14 protein-coding genes and 4 tRNA genes are annotated in these 23,108 nt (G+C 26.1%); 15 read left to right on the top strand and 3 right to left on the bottom strand.

Annotation, left to right across the window (positions count from 1 at the left end):
* Positions 1-6 precede the first annotated feature (6 nt).
* Both GUU85_RS00230 and metF read right to left on the bottom strand, forming a co-directional pair.
* Positions 7-1,215: an argininosuccinate synthase gene (locus GUU85_RS00230; protein WP_163118885.1), complete on the bottom strand. Its 1,209-nt coding sequence runs from the start codon at positions 1,213-1,215 to the stop codon at positions 7-9.
* Between the two features lie 1,680 nt (positions 1,216-2,895).
* The gene (gene metF / locus GUU85_RS00225; RefSeq protein WP_163118883.1) at positions 2,896-3,774 is read right to left on the bottom strand and encodes a methylenetetrahydrofolate reductase; all 879 of its coding nucleotides are present in this window, start codon (positions 3,772-3,774) and stop codon (positions 2,896-2,898) included.
* Between the two features lie 87 nt (positions 3,775-3,861).
* Between metF and murB the strand changes: the two genes are divergently transcribed.
* The 15 genes from murB to purH all read left to right on the top strand — a co-directional run bounded on the left by murB (position 3,862) and on the right by purH (position 20,046).
* Positions 3,862-4,911, top strand: coding sequence for a UDP-N-acetylmuramate dehydrogenase (gene murB / locus GUU85_RS00220; RefSeq protein WP_163118882.1), 1,050 nt, complete (start codon positions 3,862-3,864; stop codon positions 4,909-4,911).
* A 137-nt stretch (positions 4,912-5,048) separates the two neighbouring features.
* A tRNA-Thr gene (locus tag GUU85_RS00215) sits at positions 5,049-5,121 on the top strand.
* Positions 5,122-5,160: 39 nt separating this feature from the next.
* A tRNA-Tyr gene (locus GUU85_RS00210) sits at positions 5,161-5,242 on the top strand.
* 24 nt (positions 5,243-5,266) lie between these two features.
* Positions 5,267-5,338, top strand: a tRNA-Gly gene (locus tag GUU85_RS00205).
* A 20-nt stretch (positions 5,339-5,358) separates the two neighbouring features.
* Positions 5,359-5,431: transfer RNA gene (locus tag GUU85_RS00200), tRNA-Thr, on the top strand.
* 235 nt (positions 5,432-5,666) lie between these two features.
* Complete coding sequence (gene secE, locus GUU85_RS00195) at positions 5,667-6,050, top strand: preprotein translocase subunit SecE (protein WP_163118880.1); 384 nt, start codon at positions 5,667-5,669, stop codon at positions 6,048-6,050.
* Positions 6,051-6,056: 6 nt separating this feature from the next.
* Complete coding sequence (gene nusG / locus GUU85_RS00190) at positions 6,057-6,593, top strand: transcription termination/antitermination protein NusG (protein ID WP_163118878.1); 537 nt, start codon at positions 6,057-6,059, stop codon at positions 6,591-6,593.
* 40 nt (positions 6,594-6,633) lie between these two features.
* A complete protein-coding gene (gene rplK, locus GUU85_RS00185) occupies positions 6,634-7,062 on the top strand; it encodes a 50S ribosomal protein L11 (RefSeq protein ID WP_163118876.1) in 429 nt (142 codons plus the stop codon).
* Between the two features lies 1 nt (position 7,063).
* Entirely contained in the window at positions 7,064-7,759 is a 696-nt protein-coding gene (gene rplA, locus GUU85_RS00180; RefSeq protein WP_163118874.1) for a 50S ribosomal protein L1, read from the top strand.
* Positions 7,760-8,004: 245 nt separating this feature from the next.
* Positions 8,005-8,517: a 50S ribosomal protein L10 gene (gene rplJ, locus GUU85_RS00175; RefSeq protein WP_163118873.1), complete on the top strand. Its 513-nt coding sequence runs from the start codon at positions 8,005-8,007 to the stop codon at positions 8,515-8,517.
* A 50-nt stretch (positions 8,518-8,567) separates the two neighbouring features.
* The gene (gene rplL, locus GUU85_RS00170; protein WP_163118871.1) at positions 8,568-8,936 is read left to right on the top strand and encodes a 50S ribosomal protein L7/L12; all 369 of its coding nucleotides are present in this window, start codon (positions 8,568-8,570) and stop codon (positions 8,934-8,936) included.
* Between the two features lie 217 nt (positions 8,937-9,153).
* Positions 9,154-13,182 (top strand): DNA-directed RNA polymerase subunit beta, encoded by a 4,029-nt coding sequence (rpoB, locus tag GUU85_RS00165; protein WP_163118869.1) that lies wholly within the window; start codon positions 9,154-9,156, stop codon positions 13,180-13,182.
* 75 nt (positions 13,183-13,257) lie between these two features.
* On the top strand, positions 13,258-17,481 hold the full coding sequence (rpoC, locus tag GUU85_RS00160; protein WP_163118868.1) for a DNA-directed RNA polymerase subunit beta': 4,224 nt from the start codon (positions 13,258-13,260) through the stop codon (positions 17,479-17,481).
* A gap of 528 nt (positions 17,482-18,009) precedes the next feature.
* Positions 18,010-18,282 (top strand): HU family DNA-binding protein, encoded by a 273-nt coding sequence (locus GUU85_RS00155; RefSeq protein ID WP_163118866.1) that lies wholly within the window; start codon positions 18,010-18,012, stop codon positions 18,280-18,282.
* Positions 18,283-18,465: 183 nt separating this feature from the next.
* Complete coding sequence (gene purH / locus GUU85_RS00150) at positions 18,466-20,046, top strand: bifunctional phosphoribosylaminoimidazolecarboxamide formyltransferase/IMP cyclohydrolase (protein ID WP_163118864.1); 1,581 nt, start codon at positions 18,466-18,468, stop codon at positions 20,044-20,046.
* Positions 20,047-20,226: 180 nt separating this feature from the next.
* On the opposite strand, the gene metE is transcribed toward purH, so the two are convergent.
* The gene (gene metE / locus GUU85_RS00145; protein ID WP_163118863.1) at positions 20,227-22,500 is read right to left on the bottom strand and encodes a 5-methyltetrahydropteroyltriglutamate--homocysteine S-methyltransferase; all 2,274 of its coding nucleotides are present in this window, start codon (positions 22,498-22,500) and stop codon (positions 20,227-20,229) included.
* Between the last annotated feature and the right edge of the window lie 608 nt (positions 22,501-23,108).

Raw genomic sequence — 23,108 nt, 5'->3', positions numbered from 1 at the left:
GACTTATTAACATTTATTCTGTGCACGTATTCTAGAAGATAAAGAAAATAAACGAATAAAACCATCTGCATCAGATTGTTTATAAACTTGATCCTTTCCAAAAGTTGCATATTCTTCAGAATATAATGAATAAGGAGATTTTTTTTGAATAGCTGTCACAGAGCCTTTGAATAATTTTAAAATCACTTCTCCGGTAATTTTTTGTGATAATGAATTTGCAGCTGCTTGTAGAGATTCACGTATTGGAGTAAACCAGCGTCCATCATATACTACAGAAGACATTTCTAATGCTATTTTTTCTTTCCATTGAAAGCTTTCACGATCTAAAACTAATTGCTCAATCGATTTAATAGCTGTCATAATTATTGTTCCTCCTGGTGTTTCATAACACCCCCTCGATTTCATTCCAATCAATCTATTTTCAACAATATCTATTCTTCCAATTCCATGCCGAGACCCTAATATATTAAGCATTTCAACGCATTTTAAAGGTTTTAAATTGATATTATTTACTGATATAACACATCCAGATTGTAAAATTAATGAAACATATTCAGGTGTATTTGGAGCATCTTCAGGATCTATTGTCCAACTCCAGCAATCTTGATTAGATCTATTCCAAGGATTTTCAAGCAATCCTCCTTCGGTAGAAATATGCCATACATTTTCATCTTTACTATAAATTTTTTCAACTGTCGCAGTAGTAGGAATTTTTTTTTCATATAAATATTGTATTAATGATTCTCTAGAATCAAGATTCCATTCTCTCCATGGCGCTATTACATTTAAATGAGGAGCTAATGCTGCATATGTCATTTCAAAACGTACTTGATCATTGCCTTTTCCTGTAGCACCATGACATAATGCATTTGCGTTAATGTTTAATGCTAATTCTACTTGTTTTTTTGCAATAATAGGACGAGCCAGTGCTGTTCCTAGCAAATAACTACCTTCATATAAAGCTCCAGTTTTTAAAATAGGATAAACATAATCTTCTATAAATTCTTCTTTTAAATCAACAATATAACAACTAGATGCACCAGAATTGATTGATTTCTTATTAATTTCATCTAAATCTTTTCTAGATTGTCCTATATCAGCTACAAAAGCAATTACTTCAAAATTATAATTTTCTTTAAGCCATGGAATAATAGCTGAAGTATCTAAACCTCCAGAATATGCTAAAACTACCTTGTTACATGTGCTTTTTTTCATATATTTATACTCATCTACATCTACTTAAAAACAAATTTATAAACAATATAAATTGAAAAATTGATACTATAAGTAGTAATATTAATAGTTCAATATTTTTCTAAATTACCAATTTATATATAATTATCAAGATAATTGATAATAAAAATATTTCTTAATCGATGTTTATTTTTATGAAATCATTAAATATTTTATTTATTTTCTTTATGAAAGAATAATAATTTTATTAAAAAAATAATTAGTTATAACTTATACAGTATAAAATCAATTATTATTTTGTTATATAATATTGACACTATAAAATGATTAATTAAAAAATATGTTTTAATAGTCAAAATTTATATCTATTAAAAACATTAATACTGAATATAATTCAGTAATACAATTATCTTGTTTTTTAAAATATACATTTTAAGTATTTACATATTTCATTTAAAAATATATTCAAATAAAATAACTATTAATGGTATTAAATAAATAACATAATGATAATTTTAATAAATACTATATTTCATTAATATTAATGAAAAATGTTATATATATTTATTAAAATATTTATTAATAATTGGTAATAACACAAAATCAGAAAATTAAGATTTTAGAAAATATTATTTTATTAAATATTGTATTATTTTTATTCAAAAATAAAATATTAACAGTAATTATTAAAACAAACATTATAATATTAATTATATGATATATAATACTATTGCGTTGATTGAAGATATAAATTCTAAATTTTCATAAAACTTTTTGAAATTAAATCACTAAATTGTTAAATAAAAATATATTGTTACGATTTTTAAACAAAAAAAATATTATTAATAAAAATATTTATAATCTAAGAACCAATCCATTGCTTATAAAAAATATGAACTATATATTATAAAGATAATATCTTATGCTTTTGTAATTTATTAAATTCTCAAAATATGAAAATTACTATGAGTCGATCAAAATTAACTAAATAACGTTGTTTTAAGTGAATTTTATATAATATTTTAATGATGATATATTTAAGACTACATTAATGTAAGTAAGAATAATTTTAAATGATTTATATATACATTAAATATCTATAAAAATAAAAAACAATAACCTTTTAAAAACATATATTATAATTTATAAAAAAATAATTATTTTTTTATATGCAGTAATATTGCAGTTTAAGGAAATCTTATTATATCGAAAAATATAAAAATATTTTTTTAAACATAGTAGAATAATATTTTAATATATTATACTTTTTAACAAACATATCCAAAAAATAACTATTAAATGCTTTACGTAACATTTTCTAAAATATATAAAAAAATAAAAAAATTCTATATCACTGAATATATAATGTATATACATGAAATTATATAAACAAAATAAAAAAAATATGCTATTAATTTATAAATAAAAATATTCATGATATAATGATTATATATTCTACTATTAAACTATTATAAATACTTGTAAAAAATAAACAATAAAAACGATAATAAATCATTTTATTATATATTGACTTATAAATTTATTTCTATTAAATAATATTAATAAAAAAATTTATATAAATTAAATAACTTATATATTTTATCAAAACTTTTCATATACAAATAACAAAATCTTGTTATTAAATATTTTAATAATACTTTTAAAATTATCAAACATAATTGTAAAATAATTTATAAAAATTTATAAACCTAAAATACGACAAATAGAATAAGTAATATCTGATTGATTTAAAGTGTAAAAATGAAAATTTTTTATTCCCTCGGAAGATAATTTTTTTACCATATCTATTGCTATACTCGCTCCTATAATTTTTTGTGTAAATATATCGTTTTCTAATCCATTGAATATTTCAAACATCCATTTAGGTATTTGAACATTAGTCATTTTTAAAAAACGCTGTAATTGTATAAAATTATAGATTGGTAAAATACCAGGTATAATCTCAACTGTAATTCCATTTTTTATACAGTTATCACGAAACTTTAAATAAAAATCTATATTAAAGAAAAACTGAGTAATAGCTCTATTAGCACCTAAATCAATTTTTTTTTTCAAATTTATAATATCTTCTTTAGAGTTTTGTGATTCTGGATGTAATTCTGGATAAGCTGCTACAGAAATATCAAAATCAGCGATTTTTTTTAATAATATTACTAGATCTGAAGCATACATGGTATGTTTATAATTTTTTTTTATTGCATCTCCTCTAAGTGCAATAATATTTTTAATCCCATTATTCCAATATTTTTCTGCTATGGATTTTAATTTACCCGGTGTAGAATTAACACAAGTTAAATGAGCTGCAGTAATGATTCCTGTTTTTTCACGTATTTTTTTTACGATATTGTATGTTTTTTGACATTCTCCATTATTAGCTCCATAAGTAACGGAAAAAAATTTTGGTTTTAATTTAACAATCTTACGAATAACAGACCATAAATTTTCTTCTAAAGTGATATTTTTAGGAGGGAAAAATTCAAAAGAACAATGTATACTATTCTTGATATTTTCTGTTTTTTGATTAATTATATCTTGATAATATTCAGATAATATATTCATTTTTAAATTCCATTTATTTTATATAAAAATTGTTTCAAATTTAAAATATATGTTTATTAATTTCATCATATCATTATTATAGATACTATGTATAAAAATAAATATTCTTGTAATCAATCATTAAAAAATTTAAATACCTTTGCAATCGATATCACAGCAAAAAAAATTGTTTTTGTAAAAACAATTGCACAATTAATTGCAATATCAAAAAAATGTAAATTATATAATATACCTTATATAATTTTAGGAGAAGCGAGTAATATATTATTCTTAAAAAATTATAAAGGAGTAGTAATTTTTAATCGTATTAAAGGAATTAAAATCGTCGAACAAGATGATTCATGGTTATTACATGTAAACTCAGGAGAAAAATGGCATCATTTAGTAAAATTAACTGTAAATTTAGGTATCTTTGGGTTAGAAAATTTAGCTTTAATTCCTGGTTGTATAGGATCTGCAGCCATCCAAAATATTGGAGCATATGGTTTAGAATTTAAAGATATCTGTCAGTATGTTGAGATAATATCCTTAAAAAATAGATCTAAAATGAAAATATATAATAGATTTTGTCTATTTTCTTATAGAAACAGTATTTTTAAACATAAATATAATCATGAATATGCAATTATTAAAGTTGGAATAAAAATCTTAAAAAACTGGAAACCTATTATATTATCTTCAATTAAAAATTATATTCAAACTAAACATGTTAATGGACATCAAATATTTAATATAATATGTAAAATACGTAAAAATAAACTACCTGATCCAAAAAAAACTGGTAATGCTGGTAGTTTTTTCAAAAATCCTATCATTACAAAGAAAAAATTACAAACACTTGTGCCATTCTATCGAAAGATACCATATTTTCTTGAAAAAAATGGTTTAATAAAAATTTCTGCAGGTTGGTTAATTGAAAAATATCAATTCAATAATATTCAAATTGGAGATGCAACTATTTATCAAAAACAAAAACTTATATTAATTAATAAAAATAATGCTACTCCACAAGATATCATACAATTAGCTAGAATAATATATTCATGCATTTTAAAGAAATTTAACATTGCATTAGAGCCAGAAATAGATTTTATTGGACCTGTAGGGAAAATAAAATCATCAGAAATTTTAAAATAAAATATAACAATTAAATATACAATAATTATTTACGATAAAAAACTTGCAATACAATTGAAAAATTATATAATATCATTTAATAAAAAATAATTTTTTAAAATTAATATTCAAGAAATAATAAAATAATATTAATCTTAGCCGGCTTAGCTCAGCAGGTAGAGCAACTGACTTGTAATCAGTAGGTCACCAGTTCAATTCCGGTAGCCGGCAATAAATATATTAATTTATAAATAATAATAATCATTTTCAGGTGGGATTCCCGAGCGGCTAAAGGGAGCAGACTGTAAATCTGCCGTCATAGACTTCGAAGGTTCGAATCCTTCTCCCACCAAAATAAAAAGTTATAACTAAATATGCGGACATCGTATAATGGCTATTACCTCAGCCTTCCAAGCTGATGATGCGGGTTCAATTCCCGCTGACCGCTAAAAAAATAAAAATAAAATTGCTGATATGGCTCAGTAGGTAGAGCACACCCTTGGTAAGGGTGAGGTCCCCAGTTCAATCCTGGGTATCAGCATTGCTAGAAATCATTTGGTATCTTATTGATTTTACTTTAAATTATTTTCAAATCATTTATCATCAATCTCACCTGATACTTTTTTGTGAATAAATTTTTAATTTATTTCATAATCCATCAATCTATTTATAAAAAATAATTTATTTTCTTAGTAATCTTAACAAGATAAATATTTACTCACATATATAAAAAAAATATTTTTTCTACTATTCTTTTAGAATTTTCAGGAGTATGCATGAATAAAAACAACCATAATCAAAAAAAATCTAAAGTTTTAGAAAAAATAAAATGGTTATCTATATCATTTTTTTTATTATTATTATTTTTTATAAAATACTATTTTTATAAAATACAATTATTAATTCGTGTATTTATTATATTATTTTTAGCCTTATGTGCAGGAGGAATTTTTTTATATACAAAAAAAGGAAAACATATATTATCATTGATTATTATGTCGAAACAAGAAATGAAAAAAATTATATGGCCTACATATAAAGAGACTTTATATACTACTTTAATTATTATTTCTGTAGCAATTCTTATTTCTTTTTTATTGTGGTGTGCAGATAATATAATACTGCATTTGATAGCATTAATTATCAGTTTAAGGTTCTAAACATGTATGAAAGTAAAAAAATGGTATGTATTACAAGCCTTTTCTGGATTTGAAAATCGTGTCGCACAATCAATACGTGAACATGTAAAATTAAATGATATGCATAATTTCTTTGGAGAAGTCATGGTTCCTTCTCAAGAAGTGGTTGAAATCAGAGGCGGGCAACGAAAAAAAAGTGAATATAAATTTTTTCCAGGATATGTATTGATTCAAATGATTATGACAGATTCAACTTGGCATTTAATTAGAAATATTCCTAAAGTATTAGGATTTATTGGAGGAAAATCAGATAAACCTTCACCTATTAGTGATAAAGAAGTGGCAATTATTATTAATCGATTACGTCAAATTGGAGATAAACCAAGACCTAAAACTTTGTTTGAACCAGGAGAAATGATTCGTGTTAACGATGGTCCTTTTTCAGATTTTAATGGCGTAGTAGAAGAAGTAGATTATGACAAAAGTAGATTAAAAGTATCTGTTTCTATCTTTGGGAGATCTACTCCTGTAGAATTAGATTTTAGACAAGTAGAAAAAAATTAATATTTTTAAATATTTTGATTTTTTATAAAGAAGAAAAACAATGGCTAAAAAAATACAAGCATATATTAAACTTCAAGTTTCAGCTGGAACAGCTAATCCAAGTCCTCCTATTGGACCTGCTTTAGGACAAAAAGGAGTGAATATTATGGAATTTTGTAAATTATTTAATAAACAAACAGAAAATATAGAAAAAGGACTGCCAATACCAGTAATTATCACAGTTTATACTGATCGTTCATTTACATTTATTACAAAAACTCCTCCTGCTTCTATTTTGTTAAAAAAATTATCTGGAATTAAATCCGGATCTAGTAAAAATAAATCTGAAATATCAGGAAAAATTAGTCGTGAACAAATACGCGAAATAGCCCAAATTAAAAAAAATGATATGAGTGGCGCTAATATTGAAAGTATGATGCGATCCATTGAAGGAACAGCAAAATCAATGGGATTAATAATTGAGGAATAATATGAGAAAAACAACTAAAAGAATCAAAAAAATTAAAGATCAGATTGATTTAAAAAAATTATATCATATTAATGAAATTATTAATCTACTAAAAAAAACATCTACAGTAAAATTTGATGAAAGTATTGATATTGCTATTAATTTAGGGATTAATCCTAAAAAATCAGATCAAAATATAAGAGGATTAACTGTATTACCAAACGGCATTGGCCGTTCTGTTCGCATAGCAGTTTTTACGCAAGGTAAAAATATTGAAATAGCTCAAAATTTAGGAGTAGAATATGTAGGAATGCAAGATTTAGTTGATCAAATTAAAAAAGAAGGAATAAATTTTGATACGGTTATTGCTTCTCCTGATGCTATGAAGATAGTAACACAATTAGGACCAATTCTTGGACCTCGTAATTTAATGCCCAATCCAAAATTAGGAACTGTTACTAAAAATATCGCTCAAGCAATTAAAAATGCAAAAATAGGACAAGTTAAATATCGAAATGACAAAAATGGCATCATTCATGCTACAATTGGTCGAATTAGTTTCACTGAAGAACATATAAAAGAAAACTGTCATATATTTTTAGAATCTATTAAAAAATCTAAACCTCCTCAATCTAAAGGAACATATATAAAAAAAATTACATTATCAACAACTATGGGTCCAGGGTTAACAGTTGATCAATCTAATTTATTCATCTAGAAAAATTATTTTTTCTTTACGACAGAAAAAAAATTAATTATAATAATGTCCTTTTTTTTACATGTTTTTTTATTTATCTGAAATAAATATAATTATATTAATAAATGCTTTTATTGAAAAAAATTTTTTTAGTTAAATATCAATGAAATTATAAAATTTTTATTTTTAATAAAAAATTTTTAGAACACAGCGAAATAAATGATTTCTCTCAAAATCAATAAAGATAAAATAGGAGAATCTAATCCATGGCATTAAGTCTTGATAAAAAAAAGATGATCGTTGCTAAAATCAACAAACTATCTAATACAGCATTATCAGCCATAATCGCAGATTCTCAAAATATTTGTGTTAATAAAATTAATAAATTAAGACAGTCTGGACGTGAAATGGGCGTAAAAATGAGTATTATTCAAAATACTCTATTATCTTTAGCAATTAAAAACACTAAATTTGCATGTTTAAAAAAAAAAATACAAGGTTCTACTTTTATTGGCTATTCTATGATACATCCTGGTAGTTGCGCTAGATTATTTAAAGAATTTGCAAAAAATAATCAACAATTTAAAATTATAGGAGGAGCGTTTGAAGAAAAATTACTCTCTGATTTAGAAATTAATCAACTTGCAGATATGCCGACTTATCAAGAAGCAATAATTAAACTTCTATTAACAATGAAGATATTAATTTCTGGTAAACTTGTTTATACATTATCTGCTATAAAACAAAAAAAAGAAACCTCTCTTAAGGTTAATTTTTGATGTATTAATAACATCTAAAATAAATATTATTGTTATTAGGAATTATTTTTATGTCTATCACGAAAGAACAAATTTTAGAAGCTATATCAAAAATGTCAGTAATGAATGTTGTAGATCTTATTGCAGCTATGGAAGAAAAGTTTGGTGTATCTGCTAACATGTCTCTGAATAGTAACAATAATCATGAAAAAGAATTAAATGAAGAAAAAACAGAATTTGATGTGTTCTTAAAATCTATTGGTCCAAATAAAGTTCCAGTTATTAAAGCAGTACGTAGCGCAACAGGATTAGGATTAAAAGAAGCAAAAGATTTAGTAGAATCAGCTCCAATAGTTTTAAAAGAAAATATTAATAAAGAAGATGCAGAATCACTTAAAAAAACATTAGAAGATGTAGGCGCTGAAATAGAAGTGAAATAAACATATCAAATATAATCATTTAATAAAATTTTACATATGGCTGGTGATGATAATACGCCAGCCTTATCAATAAACAATTCGAATTATTTCTAAAAAATGTTTATAAAAACTTATTAAAAAAAATTAAAATTCTTAAAAATATTAAAACTGTCTCTCCCCTTCAGACAAAATGATAAATTAATTTTTTAACTTATCTGTCAACGAGATTAGGAACCCCATGATTTACTCTTATACTGAAAAAAAACGTATTCGTAAAGATTTTGGCAAACGTCCTAAAGTTTTAGATATACCATATCTTCTTTCGATTCAATTAGATTCTTTTAAAAAATTTATTCAACCAGATTTACGTGGTGAATACGGTTTAGAAGCTGCATTCCGTTCTGTATTTCCTATACATGGCTATAACGGTAATTCTGAATTGCAGTATGTTAGCTATCGTTTAGGCGAATCGATATTTGATGTTAAAGAATGTCAAATCAGAGGAGCAACTTATTCAGCACCATTACGAGTAAGATTGCGTTTAGTTATTTATGAACGTGAAATATTAGAAGCAACTGTAAAAGATATAAAAGAACAAGAAGTTTATATGGGTGAAATTCCATTAATGACAAGTAATGGAACGTTTATAATTAATGGCACAGAAAGAGTAGTAGTATCTCAGTTACACCGTAGTCCTGGAGTATTCTTTGATAGCGATAAAGGTAAAACGCATTCTTCTGGAAAAGTTCTTTATAATGCTAGAATTATTCCTTATCGTGGATCTTGGTTAGATTTTGAATTTGATCCAAAAGATAATTTATTTGTTAGAATTGATAGACGTAGAAAATTGCCAGTTAGCATTATTTTACGTGCCTTAAATTATAATACAGAAGAGATATTAAATATCTTTTTTGAAAAAAATATTTTTAAAATCAATAATAATAATATTGCATTACAATTGGTTCCTGAAAGACTAAGAGGTGAAACAGCTTCTTTTGATATTCAAAAAAACGAAAAAATATATGTGAAAAAAGGACGTCGTATTACAGCTAAACATATTCAGGAATTAAAAAATGATAATATCACCAGTATTACTGTTCCAATTGAATATATATTAGGTAGAGTAGTATCTAAAACTTATATAGATCAAAGAACAGGAGAAAAAATTATTTCTGCTAATACAGAATTGTCTTTAGAAATATTAGAAAAATTAAAAAAATCAGGATTTCATTATATTGAAACATTGTTTACTAATGATTTAGATCATGGGCCATATATATCAGAAACATTACGAATAGATTCGTCTTATGATCAAATGAGTGCATTAGTAGAAATTTATCGAGTTATGAGACCTGGAGAACCGCCTACCAAAGAAGCTACAGAAAATTTATTTGAAAATTTATTTTTTTCTGAAGATAGATATGATTTGTCATCTGTTGGACGAATGAAGTTTAATCGATCTCTTTTACGTCAAGATATTGAAGGGTCAGGAACTTTAAATAAAGAAGATATTATTGATGTAATAAAAAAAATTATTGATATCCGAAACGGAAAAGGTGAAGTAGATGATATTGATCATTTAGGAAATAGACGTGTTAGATCAGTAGGTGAAATGGCAGAAAATCAGTTTAGAATTGGTCTTGTTCGAGTAGAAAGAGCAGTTAAAGAAAGACTATCTATAGGTGATTTAGATACTTTAATGCCACAAGATGTAATTAATGCTAAACCAATATCAGCTGCTGTTAAAGAATTTTTTGGTTCTAGTCAATTATCACAATTTATGGATCAAAATAATCCTTTATCTGAAATTACACACAAAAGACGTATTTCTGCTTTAGGACTAGGAGGTTTAACTAGAGAACGAGCAGGATTTGAAGTTCGTGATGTTCATCCAACTCATTATGGACGTGTATGTCCTATTGAAACACCAGAAGGTCCAAATATTGGATTAATTAATTCTTTATCTGTATATGCCCAAACGAATTCATATGGATTTCTAGAAACACCCTATAGAAAAGTTAAAAATAGCGTAGTAACTAAAGAAATTAAGTATCTATCAGCTATAGAAGAAGGCAAATACATTATTGCTCAAGCTAATACTAATATTGATAAAAATGGTTTTTTTACTGATGATTTAATAACATGTCGACATAAAGGTGAATCGAGTTTATTTCAATCTCATCAAATTGATTACATGGATGTTTCTACACAACAAATTGTTTCTGTCGGTGCATCTTTAATTCCTTTTCTTGAGCATGATGATGCAAATCGAGCTTTAATGGGTGCAAATATGCAACGTCAAGCAGTTCCTACTTTAAAAACAGATAAACCTTTAGTTGGAACAGGTATGGAACGAGCAGTAGCAGTTGACTCAGGAGTCACAATAGTTGCTAAAAGAAATGGTTTTATTCAATATGTAGATGCTTCTCGTATAGTTGTAAAAGTCAATGAAACAGAAATGCAGTCTAGAGAAGCAGGCATTGATATTTATAATTTAACTAAATATACTCGATCAAATCAAAACACTTGCATTAATCAACAACCATGTGTCACATTAGGTGAAAAAATTAAAAAAGGTGATGTATTAGCAGATGGACCATCTACCGATGTAGGAGAGCTTGCTTTAGGACAAAATATGCGTGTAGCATTTATGCCATGGAATGGATATAATTTTGAAGATTCAATTCTTGTCTCAGAAAGAGTAGTACAAGAAGATCGTTTCACGACAATTCATATTCAAGAATTGTCATGTATATCTCGAGATACTAAATTAGGGCCAGAAGATATTAGTTCAGATATACCTAATGTAGGAGAAGCTGCATTATCAAAATTAGATGCATCAGGTATTGTTTATATTGGAGCTGAAGTCACTGGAGGAGATATATTAGTTGGTAAAGTAACTCCAAAAGGAGAAACACAACTTACACCCGAAGAAAAATTATTACGTGCTATTTTTGGTGAAAAAGCATCAGATGTCAAAGATTCATCATTACGAGTTCCTAATGGAGTTTCAGGTACTGTAATAGATGTACAAATATTTACAAGAGATGGTGTAAAAAAAGACCAACGAACTTTAGAAATTGAAGATATGCAGATCAGACAAGCAACAAAAGATCTAACAGAAGAATTTAAAATATTCGAATCCAGTTTATTTAATCATATAAAAAAAACACTAATATCTTTTAATATTGATACAGAAAAACTTAATTCAATGTCGTATGAAAAATGGTTTTCTATTGAAATAAAAGAAAAAAATAAAAAAAAAATAATAGAAAAACTCGAAAAACAACACAATGAATTAAAATTAACATTTGAAAAAAAAATTAATATTAAACGTCAAAAGATTACTCAAGGCGATGATCTTGCTCCAGGGATTTTAAAAATAGTTAAAGTATATTTAGCTGTTAAAAGACAAATTCAACCTGGTGATAAAATGGCAGGAAGACATGGAAATAAAGGAGTAATCTCTAAAATTAATCCAGTTGAAGATATGCCTTATGATGAAAAAGGTGTCCCAGTTGATATTGTTTTAAATCCTTTAGGTGTTCCATCTCGTATGAATATTGGACAAATATTAGAAACACATTTAGGTATGGCAGCAAAAGGAATTGGAGATCAAATAAATACTTTGTTAAAAACTCAAAATAATATATTTAAATTACGTAAATTCATACAAAAAGCTTTCAATTTAGGTAATAATTTACGTCAAAAAATAAACTTTGATACATTTTCAGACAAAGAAATATTATGTTTAGCAAATAATTTTAAACATGGCCTGCCTATTTCTACTCCAGTGTTTGATGGAGCACAAGAACATGAAATAAAACAAATGCTACAATTTGCAAATTTACCTACTTCTGGTCAAATTATACTTTTTGACGGAAGAACAGGAGAAAAATTTGAACGACCTGTTACAGTAGGTTATATGTATATGCTTAAATTAAATCATTTAGTAGACGATAAAATGCATGCTCGTTCTACTGGTTCTTATAGTCTAGTCACTCAACAACCTTTAGGTGGAAAAGCTCAATTTGGCGGACAACGTTTTGGTGAAATGGAAGTTTGGGCATTAGAAGCATATGGAGCTTCTTATACATTACAAGAAATGTTAACAGTAAAATCTGATGATGTTAATGGAAGAACAAGAATGTATAAAAATATTGTTGATGGAAATCATCAAATGGAACCTGGTATGCCAGAATCTTTTAATGTTTTATTAAAAGAAATTCGCTCTCTAGGTATTAATATTGAATTAGAAGGTGAATAATAATAGACATTCAATTGCAAAAAAAATTTATAAATCAACTATCTTAAAAAGTTTTACTCTAATGAGAGATAATTTGTGAAAGATTTACTAAAATTTCTTAAATCTCAAACTAAAAATGAAGATTTTGATGCCATTAAAATTTCATTAGCTTCACCAGATATGATTAGATCTTGGTCTTTTGGTGAGGTTAAAAAACCTGAAACTATTAATTACCGCACATTTAAACCTGAACGAGATGGATTATTTTGTGCTCGTATTTTTGGTCCAGTCAAAGATTATGAATGTTTATGTGGAAAATATAAAAGATTAAAACATAGAGGGGTAATTTGTGAAAAATGTGGAGTAGAAGTAACGCAAAGTAAAGTAAGACGTGAACGTATGGGTCATATTGAATTATCATCTCCTACAGCTCATATTTGGTTTTTAAAATCCTTGCCATCAAGAATAGGATTACTATTAGATATGCCTTTAAGAGATATTGAAAGAGTATTATATTTTGAATCTTATGTAGTTATAGAAACAGGTATGACAAATCTTGAAAAATATCAAATTTTAACTGAAGAGCAATATTTAGATGCATTAGAAGAATTTGGAGATGAATTTCATGCAACTATGGGTGCAGAAGCAATTCAATTCTTATTGAAAGATATTAATTTAATACAAGTATGTAATACATTAAGATTAGAATTAAATGAAACTAATTCTGAAACAAAAAGAAAAAAATTAACAAAGCGAATTAAATTACTAGAATCGTTCATTCAGTCTCATAATAAACCTGAATGGATGATTTTAAATGTATTACCAGTACTACCTCCTGATCTAAGGCCGTTAGTACCATTAGATGGAGGGAGATTTGCTACATCAGATCTAAATGATTTATATCGCAGAGTTATTAATAGAAATAATCGTTTAAAACGTTTATTAGATTTATCAGCTCCAGATATTATTGTAAGAAATGAAAAAAGAATGTTACAAGAAGCAGTAGATGCATTATTGGATAATGGAAGAAGAGGAAGAGCAATTACTGGTTCTAATAAAAGACCTCTTAAATCATTGGCTGATATGATTAAAGGCAAGCAAGGAAGATTTCGACAAAATCTTCTTGGAAAACGTGTAGATTATTCTGGTCGTTCAGTAATCACTGTTGGTCCTTATTTGCATTTACATCAATGTGGATTACCTAAAAAAATGGCATTAGAGTTATTTAAGCCATTTATATATGGCAAATTAGAAGTACGAGGATTAGCAACTACTATTAAAGCAGCAAAAAAAATGGTAGAAAGAGAAGAATCAGTAGTATGGGACATTTTAGATGAAGTTATTCGTGAGCATCCAGTATTGTTAAATCGAGCACCTACTTTGCATAGATTAGGTATACAAGCGTTTGAACCAGTGTTAATAGAAGGAAAAGCTATTCAACTTCATCCTTTAGTATGTGCAGCTTATAATGCTGATTTTGACGGTGATCAAATGGCTGTACATGTTCCTCTTACTCTAGAGTCACAATTAGAATCTAGAGCATTAATGATGTCGACAAACAATATTTTATCTCCAGCTAATGGAGAACCAATTATTGTTCCATCTCAAGATGTTGTTTTAGGTTTATATTATATGACTCGAGAAAAAATTAACAGCAAAGGCGAAGGCATGTTGTTGAATAGTGCTAATGAAGCAGAGAAAGTATATCGTTTAGGAATTGCCGAATTACATGCTGCAGTTAAAGTAAGAATAGTAGAATATAAAAAAAATGAAAATCAAAGTTTTACTGCAATAAAAAAAATCGTTTCTACCACTATCGGACGAGCAATTTTATGGATGATTATTCCTAAGGGACTTCCTTTTAATATTATTAATCATACTTTAGGAAAAAAAGATATTTCTAAAATGCTTAACACTTGTTATCGGATTTTAGGTATTAAACCTACTGTATTTTTTGCAGATCAAATTATGTATACTGGTTTTGCTTATGCAGCTCGATCAGGTTCTTCGGTTGGTATTGATGATATGGTTATACCTGATAAAAAAGCAAATATTATTAATGAAGCAGAAATTGAAGTAGCAGAAATACAAGAACAATTTCAATCAGGTTTAGTTACAGCAGGTGAAAGATATAATAAAGTTATTGATATTTGGGCCGCAGCAAATGAACGTGTAGCAAAAGCTATGATGAAAAATTTATCTACAGAATCGGTAATAAATAAAACAGGTATTAGGCAAAAACAAACATCTTTTAACAGTATATTTATGATGGCAGATTCAGGAGCACGAGGTTCTGCTGCACAAATTCGTCAATTAGCTGGCATGAGAGGTTTAATGGCTAAACCTGATGGTTCTATTATTGAAACACCAATAACAGCTAATTTTCGAGAAGGCTTGAATGTATTACAATATTTTATTTCGACTCATGGAGCACGAAAAGGATTAGCAGATACTGCTTTAAAAACTGCTAATTCTGGATATTTAACACGTCGTTTAGTAGATGTTGCACAAGATTTAGTTATCACACAAGATGATTGTCAAACATATGAAGGCATTGTAATGACACCATTAATTGAAGGAGGAGACGTTAAAGAGCCTTTACGCGAAAGAGTATTAGGGAGAGTTACCGCAAATGACATTAATATTCCTAATACTAAAAATACTTTAATTAAACGAAATACATTACTTAATGAACAATTATGTGATTTGCTACAAAAAAACTCTATAGATACTGTTAAAGTTAGATCAGTGGTCAACTGTGATACTGATTTTGGTGTATGTGCTTATTGTTATGGTCGTGATTTAGCTCGTGGTAATTTAGTCAATAAAGGAGAGGCGATAGGAGTAATTGCAGCTCAATCTATCGGAGAACCTGGAACGCAATTAACTATGCGAACTTTTCATATTGGAGGAGCTGCATCAAGAGCAGCAGCAGAATCTAGTATTCAAGTTAGAACTCAGGGTATAATTCACTTGAATAATGCTAAATCTGTCAAAAACTCTGATGGAAAAATTATTATTACTTCAAGAAATGTTGCATTAAACATTATTGATCATTTTGGTCGAACTCAAGAAAGCTATAAAGTTCCTTATGGAGCCGTTATGGCCAAAGGAGATGGTGAAAAAGTACATTCAGGTGAAACTGTCGCAAAATGGGATCCACATACTATTCCAGTTATCACTGAAGTAAATGGTTTTGTGCGATTTATAGACATGATAGATGGGCAAAGTATTACAAGGCAAGCTGATGAATTAACAGGTTTATCTTCTATAGTTATATTAGATACAGCAGAAAGAATGTCAATTGGAAAAGATTTAAGACCAGCATTGAAGATTACTGATATTAGCGGTAATGATGTATTAATTTCAGGAACAGATATGCCTGCACAATACTTTTTACCTGGAAAAGCTATTGTACAACTTGAAGATGGTGTAAAAATTAGTTCTGGTGACACATTAGCAAGAGTACCACAAGAATCAGGAGGAACTAAAGATATTACTGGTGGTCTCCCAAGAGTAGCAGATTTATTTGAAGCTAGACGACCAAAAGAATCAGCAATTTTAGCAGAAATTAATGGTATTATATCTTTTGGAAAAGAAACTAAGGGAAAAAGAAGATTAATTATTACTCCTGTTAACGGAAATGATTCATATGAAGAAATGATTCCAAAATGGAGGCAATTAAATGTCTTTGAAGGAGAAAGAGTAGAAAAAGGAGATATTATATCTGATGGTCCAGAATCTCCACATGATATTTTAAGGCTAAGAGGCGTGGAAGCAGTTACAAAATATATTGTTAATGAAGTGCAAGAAGTATATCGACTTCAAGGTGTAAAGATTAATGATAAACATATTGAAGTTATAATTAGACAAATGTTAAGAAAAGCTACTATAGTGAAATCAGGAGATTCAATTTTTTTAGAAGGTGAACAAGTTGAGTTTTCTCGAATTAAAATTGCTAATCGTATTTTAGAAAAAAATAAAAAAATACCTGCAAGTTTTTTAAGAGATTTATTAGGAATTACAAAAGCATCACTTGCAACAGAATCATTTGTATCAGCCGCTTCTTTTCAAGAAACAACAAGAGTATTAACAGAATCTGCAGTAGCAGGGAAAAAAGACGAACTTAGAGGTTTAAAAGAAAATGTTATTGTAGGACGTTTAATTCCTGCAGGAACGGGATATGCATATCATACAGAACGCTTTAATCGTAGACAAAAAAAACATAACAATCCAATAGTTAGTAGTTCTCAATTTAATGCTGAAGAAGCTTCTGCTAGTCTTTCAGAATTATTAAATTCCACTCTTACAGAAAAATAAAAAATATGTTTAGTTTATAACGAATATTTTGATACATATTTAACTTATGGCTGCTTCTAAAAGCAGCCTCATAAAAATATAATAGTTGAAATGATAATATTATTAAGAGAATTATTTTTAATCTGTTAATTGTTCTTAAAATTATTTATTTTATATTATAATAAAATATAAATAACGGATTTAAAACATTAAATTTTTAAAATATTTAATACACGCTTCATTTTTAAAAATCAATATTTTATTATATTTAAAATAATAATATTTTTTAATAATTTTAATATATATTATATAGTTTAATATCTATAATTAATGAATTTTCAAAAAATCTTCTTTTTTTATATTTGTTTTCATAAGATAAATATTCATTCATACAATACAAAAAAATTATATGTTTTCTTTTACATTTAATATGTATTACAAAACGTAAAATATAAATAATATATTTTGCAAATAAAATTTTCTATCTAAATTTATAAAATAATGAATTAATAAATTATTATTTTTTATATTAAAATAAAAGGAAAAATAATGAATAAAACTCAATTAATTAATGTAATATCTAAAAAATCCAATGTATCTAAAACACAAGCTAAACTCACCTTAGACACCACATTATCTACTATTATTGACTCTTTAAAAAAAGGAGAATCTGTACAAATAGTTGGTTTTGGTACCTTTAAAGTTAATTTAAGATCATCTCGTATAGGAAGAAACCCTCAAACAGGTAAAGAAATACAAATTCCTGCTACTAAAGTGCCAAGTTTTACATCTGGTAAAACGTTAAAAAATGCAATTAAATGATCATCATAATTTAATAATCTGCAAAATATTTATAGGGGCATAATGCCCCTCATATACACAATATGATATTTAATGTTATTAATTTTTAAAATATAAATATTTCTTCAACAAGTATAAATATTAAAATAATATCTTGATATTATATAATAAATTATTTAGTTTTTTAAAAAAAGAAAATCTATTATGTTACCAAACAATCTTATAAAAAATGCTTTAATTAGTGTGTCAGATAAAACAAATATTGTAACAATTGCAAAAAAATTAATTAAAAATGAAATAAAATTATTTTCAACCAATGGCACTGCAGATATTTTAAAAAAAAATAATATACCAGTAACAAAAATATCAGATTATACAAAGTTTCCTGAAATTATGAATGGACGTATAAAAACTTTACATCCTAAAATTATGGGTGGTATTTTAAGAAGAACAGACAAAGATGAACAAATTATGAAGCTATATCATATTGTACCTATAGATATAGTTATTGTGAATTTTTATCCTTTTGAAAATAAAAAAACGAGTATGTCACAAGATAATATTAATGATGCTATAAATAATATTGATATTGGAGGCCCTACATTAGTACGAGCAGCGGCAAAAAACTATCAAAATGTTATTATTATTGTAGATGTTAATGATATTAACAATATCATTGCATCTATTCAAAACAATACTATGGACATAAAAACAAGGTTTAATTTAGCATCTAAAGCCTTTGCATATACATCATCTTACGAAAAAATTATTTCAGAATATTTTATTAAAAATAATAATTTTAATAAACAACATAATACTAATTTATTTCCTAAAATAATACATTTTTCTTTTATAAAAAAACAAGATTTAAGATATGGTGAAAATCATCATCAAAAAGCATCTTTTTATGTAGAACAAGATATCTTACCAAATGGAACAATTAGCACTGCACAAAAAATACAAGGAAAAACTTTATCATATAATAATATGATAGATGCTGATATCGCATTAGAATGTGTAAAAGAATTTAAAAAGCCAACATGTGTTATTGTGAAACACGGAAATCCATGTGGTGTCTCAACCAGTAATTGCATTTTAGACGCATATTTATCAGCATATCATGCTGATCCTATTTCATCATTTGGTGGAATTATTGCTTTTAACGATATTTTAGATATTAAAACAGCTCAAGCTATCATTGATACACAATTTATTGAAGTTATAATTGCTCCTGGAATTCATATATTAGCAGAAAAAATATTAAAAACTAAAAAAAATATTAGAATATTAATTACTGGTGAATTTAAAAATAATATAAAAGGATTAGATTTAAAAAGAATTACAAATGGATTACTTGTACAAGAATATGATATACATGATATAAATCATAAAAAATGGACTATTGTTAGTCAGCGAATTCCAACACAAATAGAATTGAAAGATGCTATTTTTTGCTGGACTGTTGCTAAATTTGTCAAATCAAATGCAATTGTATATGGACGTAATCAAGTCACACTTAGTATAGGAGCAGGTCAAATGAGCAGAATTGATTCTACTAAACTAGCAAATATAAAAGCACAAGATCAAGGTTATAATACTTTTGGAGCTACTATGGCTTCTGATGCTTTTTTCCCGTTTAGAGATGGTATTGATAGCGCAGCTTCTATTGGTATTAGTTGTATTATTCAACCAGGAGGATCAATACGCGATCAAGAAATTATTCAATCTGCAAATGAACATAATATAGCAATGATTTTTACTAATAAGCGTCATTTTAAACATTAATTATATTTTTTAAGAAAAACAAAAAATAAAATTTTTAATTTAATTTTATTTAAAATAATCAAATGGAATATAAAAAATACTATTACTATTATTTAAATAAAATTTATCAACATTAAATCATCATTTAGATTTTGAAATATTCTAAAAGATGATTTAATATTATGTTAGCAATTAATTTTGTTAATTTTTTTGAATTTGATCTCGAATTTTTTTCGCCGATTTTACCATATTTTTTAAAGATAATATTACTTCATCCCAATTTCTTGTTTTTAAACCACAATCTGGATTAACCCATAAACGTTTGAAAGGAATATATGCTCTTGCAGCATTTAATAATTTACAAATTAAATCTATACTAGGTATATTAGAAGAATGAATATCATATATACCAGGACCGACTTCATTAAGATATTTAAATTTTTGAAATGATTTTAATAATTTCATATCTGATCGAGCTGTTTCAATAGTAATTACATCTGCATCTAATAAAGAAATAGAATCTATAATATCATTAAATTCAGAATAACACATATGTGTATGAATTTGTGTAGTATTTTTGACGCTTGACGAGCTTAGTTGAAATGTTTTCACAGCCCATGATAAATATTCAGACCAAGCACTTTTATGTAAAGGTAAACCTTCTCGTAATGCTGGCTCATCAATTTGAATAATTTCTATTTTTTCTTTTTCTAAATCTAATACTTCATCGCGTAATGCAAATGCTATTTGTGTTGCAATTTCTTTTAATGAAATATCTTCCCTTGGAAATGACCATAATAAAATTGTTACTGGTCCTGTTAACATGCCTTTAACAGGTTTTTTTGTTAAAGATTGAGCATATTTAGACCATTTTATAGTAATAGGTTTAATGCGACTAACATCTCCGATAATAATAGGAGGTTTAACACAACGTGAACCATAACTTTGTACCCATCCATTGTCTGTAAATACAAATCCATCTAAATGTTCACCAAAATATTCTACCATATCATTTCTTTCAGATTCACCATGAACTAAAACATCAATATCTAATTCTTCTTGTATTTTAATAACTTTTTTAATATGATTTTTGATATTTTCATGATATTCTTGTTCGCTAATTAATCCTAATTTAAAATCACTTCGTACTTTTCTGATATCAACAGTTTGAGGAAAAGAACCAATAGTTGTTGTAGGTAATATAGGAAAATTAAACTTTTTACTTTGCTCTAAAGAACGAATATGATAGACATCAGCACGTTGATATTGATAATTTAAAGGATTTGATAAGCGTTTTTTTACTGCAATATTATTTACTTTATTTGAAAAAATACGATTATGAATTGGCAAGCTCCATGTTTGGATTAAATCTATATTATTAGTATTTAACGCATCAGATAATAATTTTAATTCTTGACATTTTTGCACAGCAAAAGCCAGCCAATTTTGTACTTCTACATCTAAATTGGATTCTATTTTTAAATCAATAGGGGTATGCAATAATGAACAAGATGAGCCAATTAATATATCTTTACGACTATTTTTTAAAATAGGATAAATTAATTTAAACCATTTTATAAGATCAGCACGCCAAATATTTCTACCGTTAATTACACCTAAAGATAACATCCATTCTTGTGGTATTTTTGAAATAAAATTTATTAAATCATATTTTCCACATGTTAAATCAATATGAATACCTTGAACTGGTAAGTGTCGAATAAAATGCATATTATGTTGAATGCTATCAAAATAGGTTGTAAGTAATAATTTAACACCTATATTCAAATGCTCATAAACACTATAATAAGCATCTTGCCATTTTTTAGGTAATTCTAAGACTAAAGCAGGTTCATCTATTTGTACAAAATCAATACCTCTATTTAATAATTGTTTTAAAAGGTACTGATAAACTGGAATGATATCTTGTAATATATTTAAACGATCAAAGTATTCTCCTTTAACTTTTCCTAACCAAAGATATGTAATAGGACCTAAAATTATTGGTTTAACTTTATATCCTAATGCTAATGCTTCATCTACTTCATCCAAAATTTGCTTCCAAGAAAACTTAAATACTGTATTTTTGTAAAATTCTGGAACAATGTAATGATAATTAGTATTAAACCATTTAGTCATTTCTGATGCAGAAATATCTGGAGCACAACCTCTCGCTATACGAAATAAACAATCTATGTCAATATCACTATTAGAATTAATCAAATGTCTGTTTGGAATATTTCCTAACATCATAGTTGTTGTTAAAACATGATCATACCAAGCGAAATCTCCAACAGGTATATAGTCAATCCCTGATTTTTTTTGTGTCTCCCAATTTTTCTGTCTAATTTTAGAGCCTTCTAGTATAAGTTCATTAGAAGTTAAATTGCCAGACCAATATTTTTCTTGAGCTTTTTTTAACTCACGATGCAAACCTATTCTTGGAAATCCGAGAATATGATTTAAAATGATCATTGTAAATATCCTATGATTAATAACTTAATGATTTCTTAAAATTTATATAAAATATACAATTTACTATATTTTAGAGTATCTTATATAATTGTAGTATTATAAAAAATTATTAACTATAAATAATTGGTGATTAAAATACAATAATGTTACAAAAAAATTAATTCATTCAAATATCATATTTACATTAAAAATATTTATTAAGTTCAATCAAATGTATATTTAATGACACTCACTGAGTATTATCTAATTAATTTAATTAATTATAAATAATTACAATCTTAATAATTGATTATAAAATAACCATTTTATTTAATATATTGTTTTAAAAAAGTATTTTATTTGTATTGTATAAATAATATATTTAATAATATTTTAATATATCTAATCAAATATAAAAATATTATTTAACCATATGTTAAGAGTTATATATTGTTATATTATTAATATTTATATTTTCCATTGATTGATTTAATAAAATAGATATCATTTAAAAAATTATTTTTGATTCTAAAAATAATATTTTTCTTAAAATATTATATTGATAAAATTATAAACACATTGATCTATTCAGTAATAGATATACTATAATAATATTCTTTATAACTTTC

This window comes from Buchnera aphidicola (Uroleucon sonchi), assembly GCF_011035165.1.
Lineage (GTDB): Bacteria > Pseudomonadota > Gammaproteobacteria > Enterobacterales > Enterobacteriaceae > Buchnera > Buchnera aphidicola_BE.
Note: the sequence above shows the minus strand (reverse complement) of the source record. Positions and strands in the feature narration are given on the sequence as shown.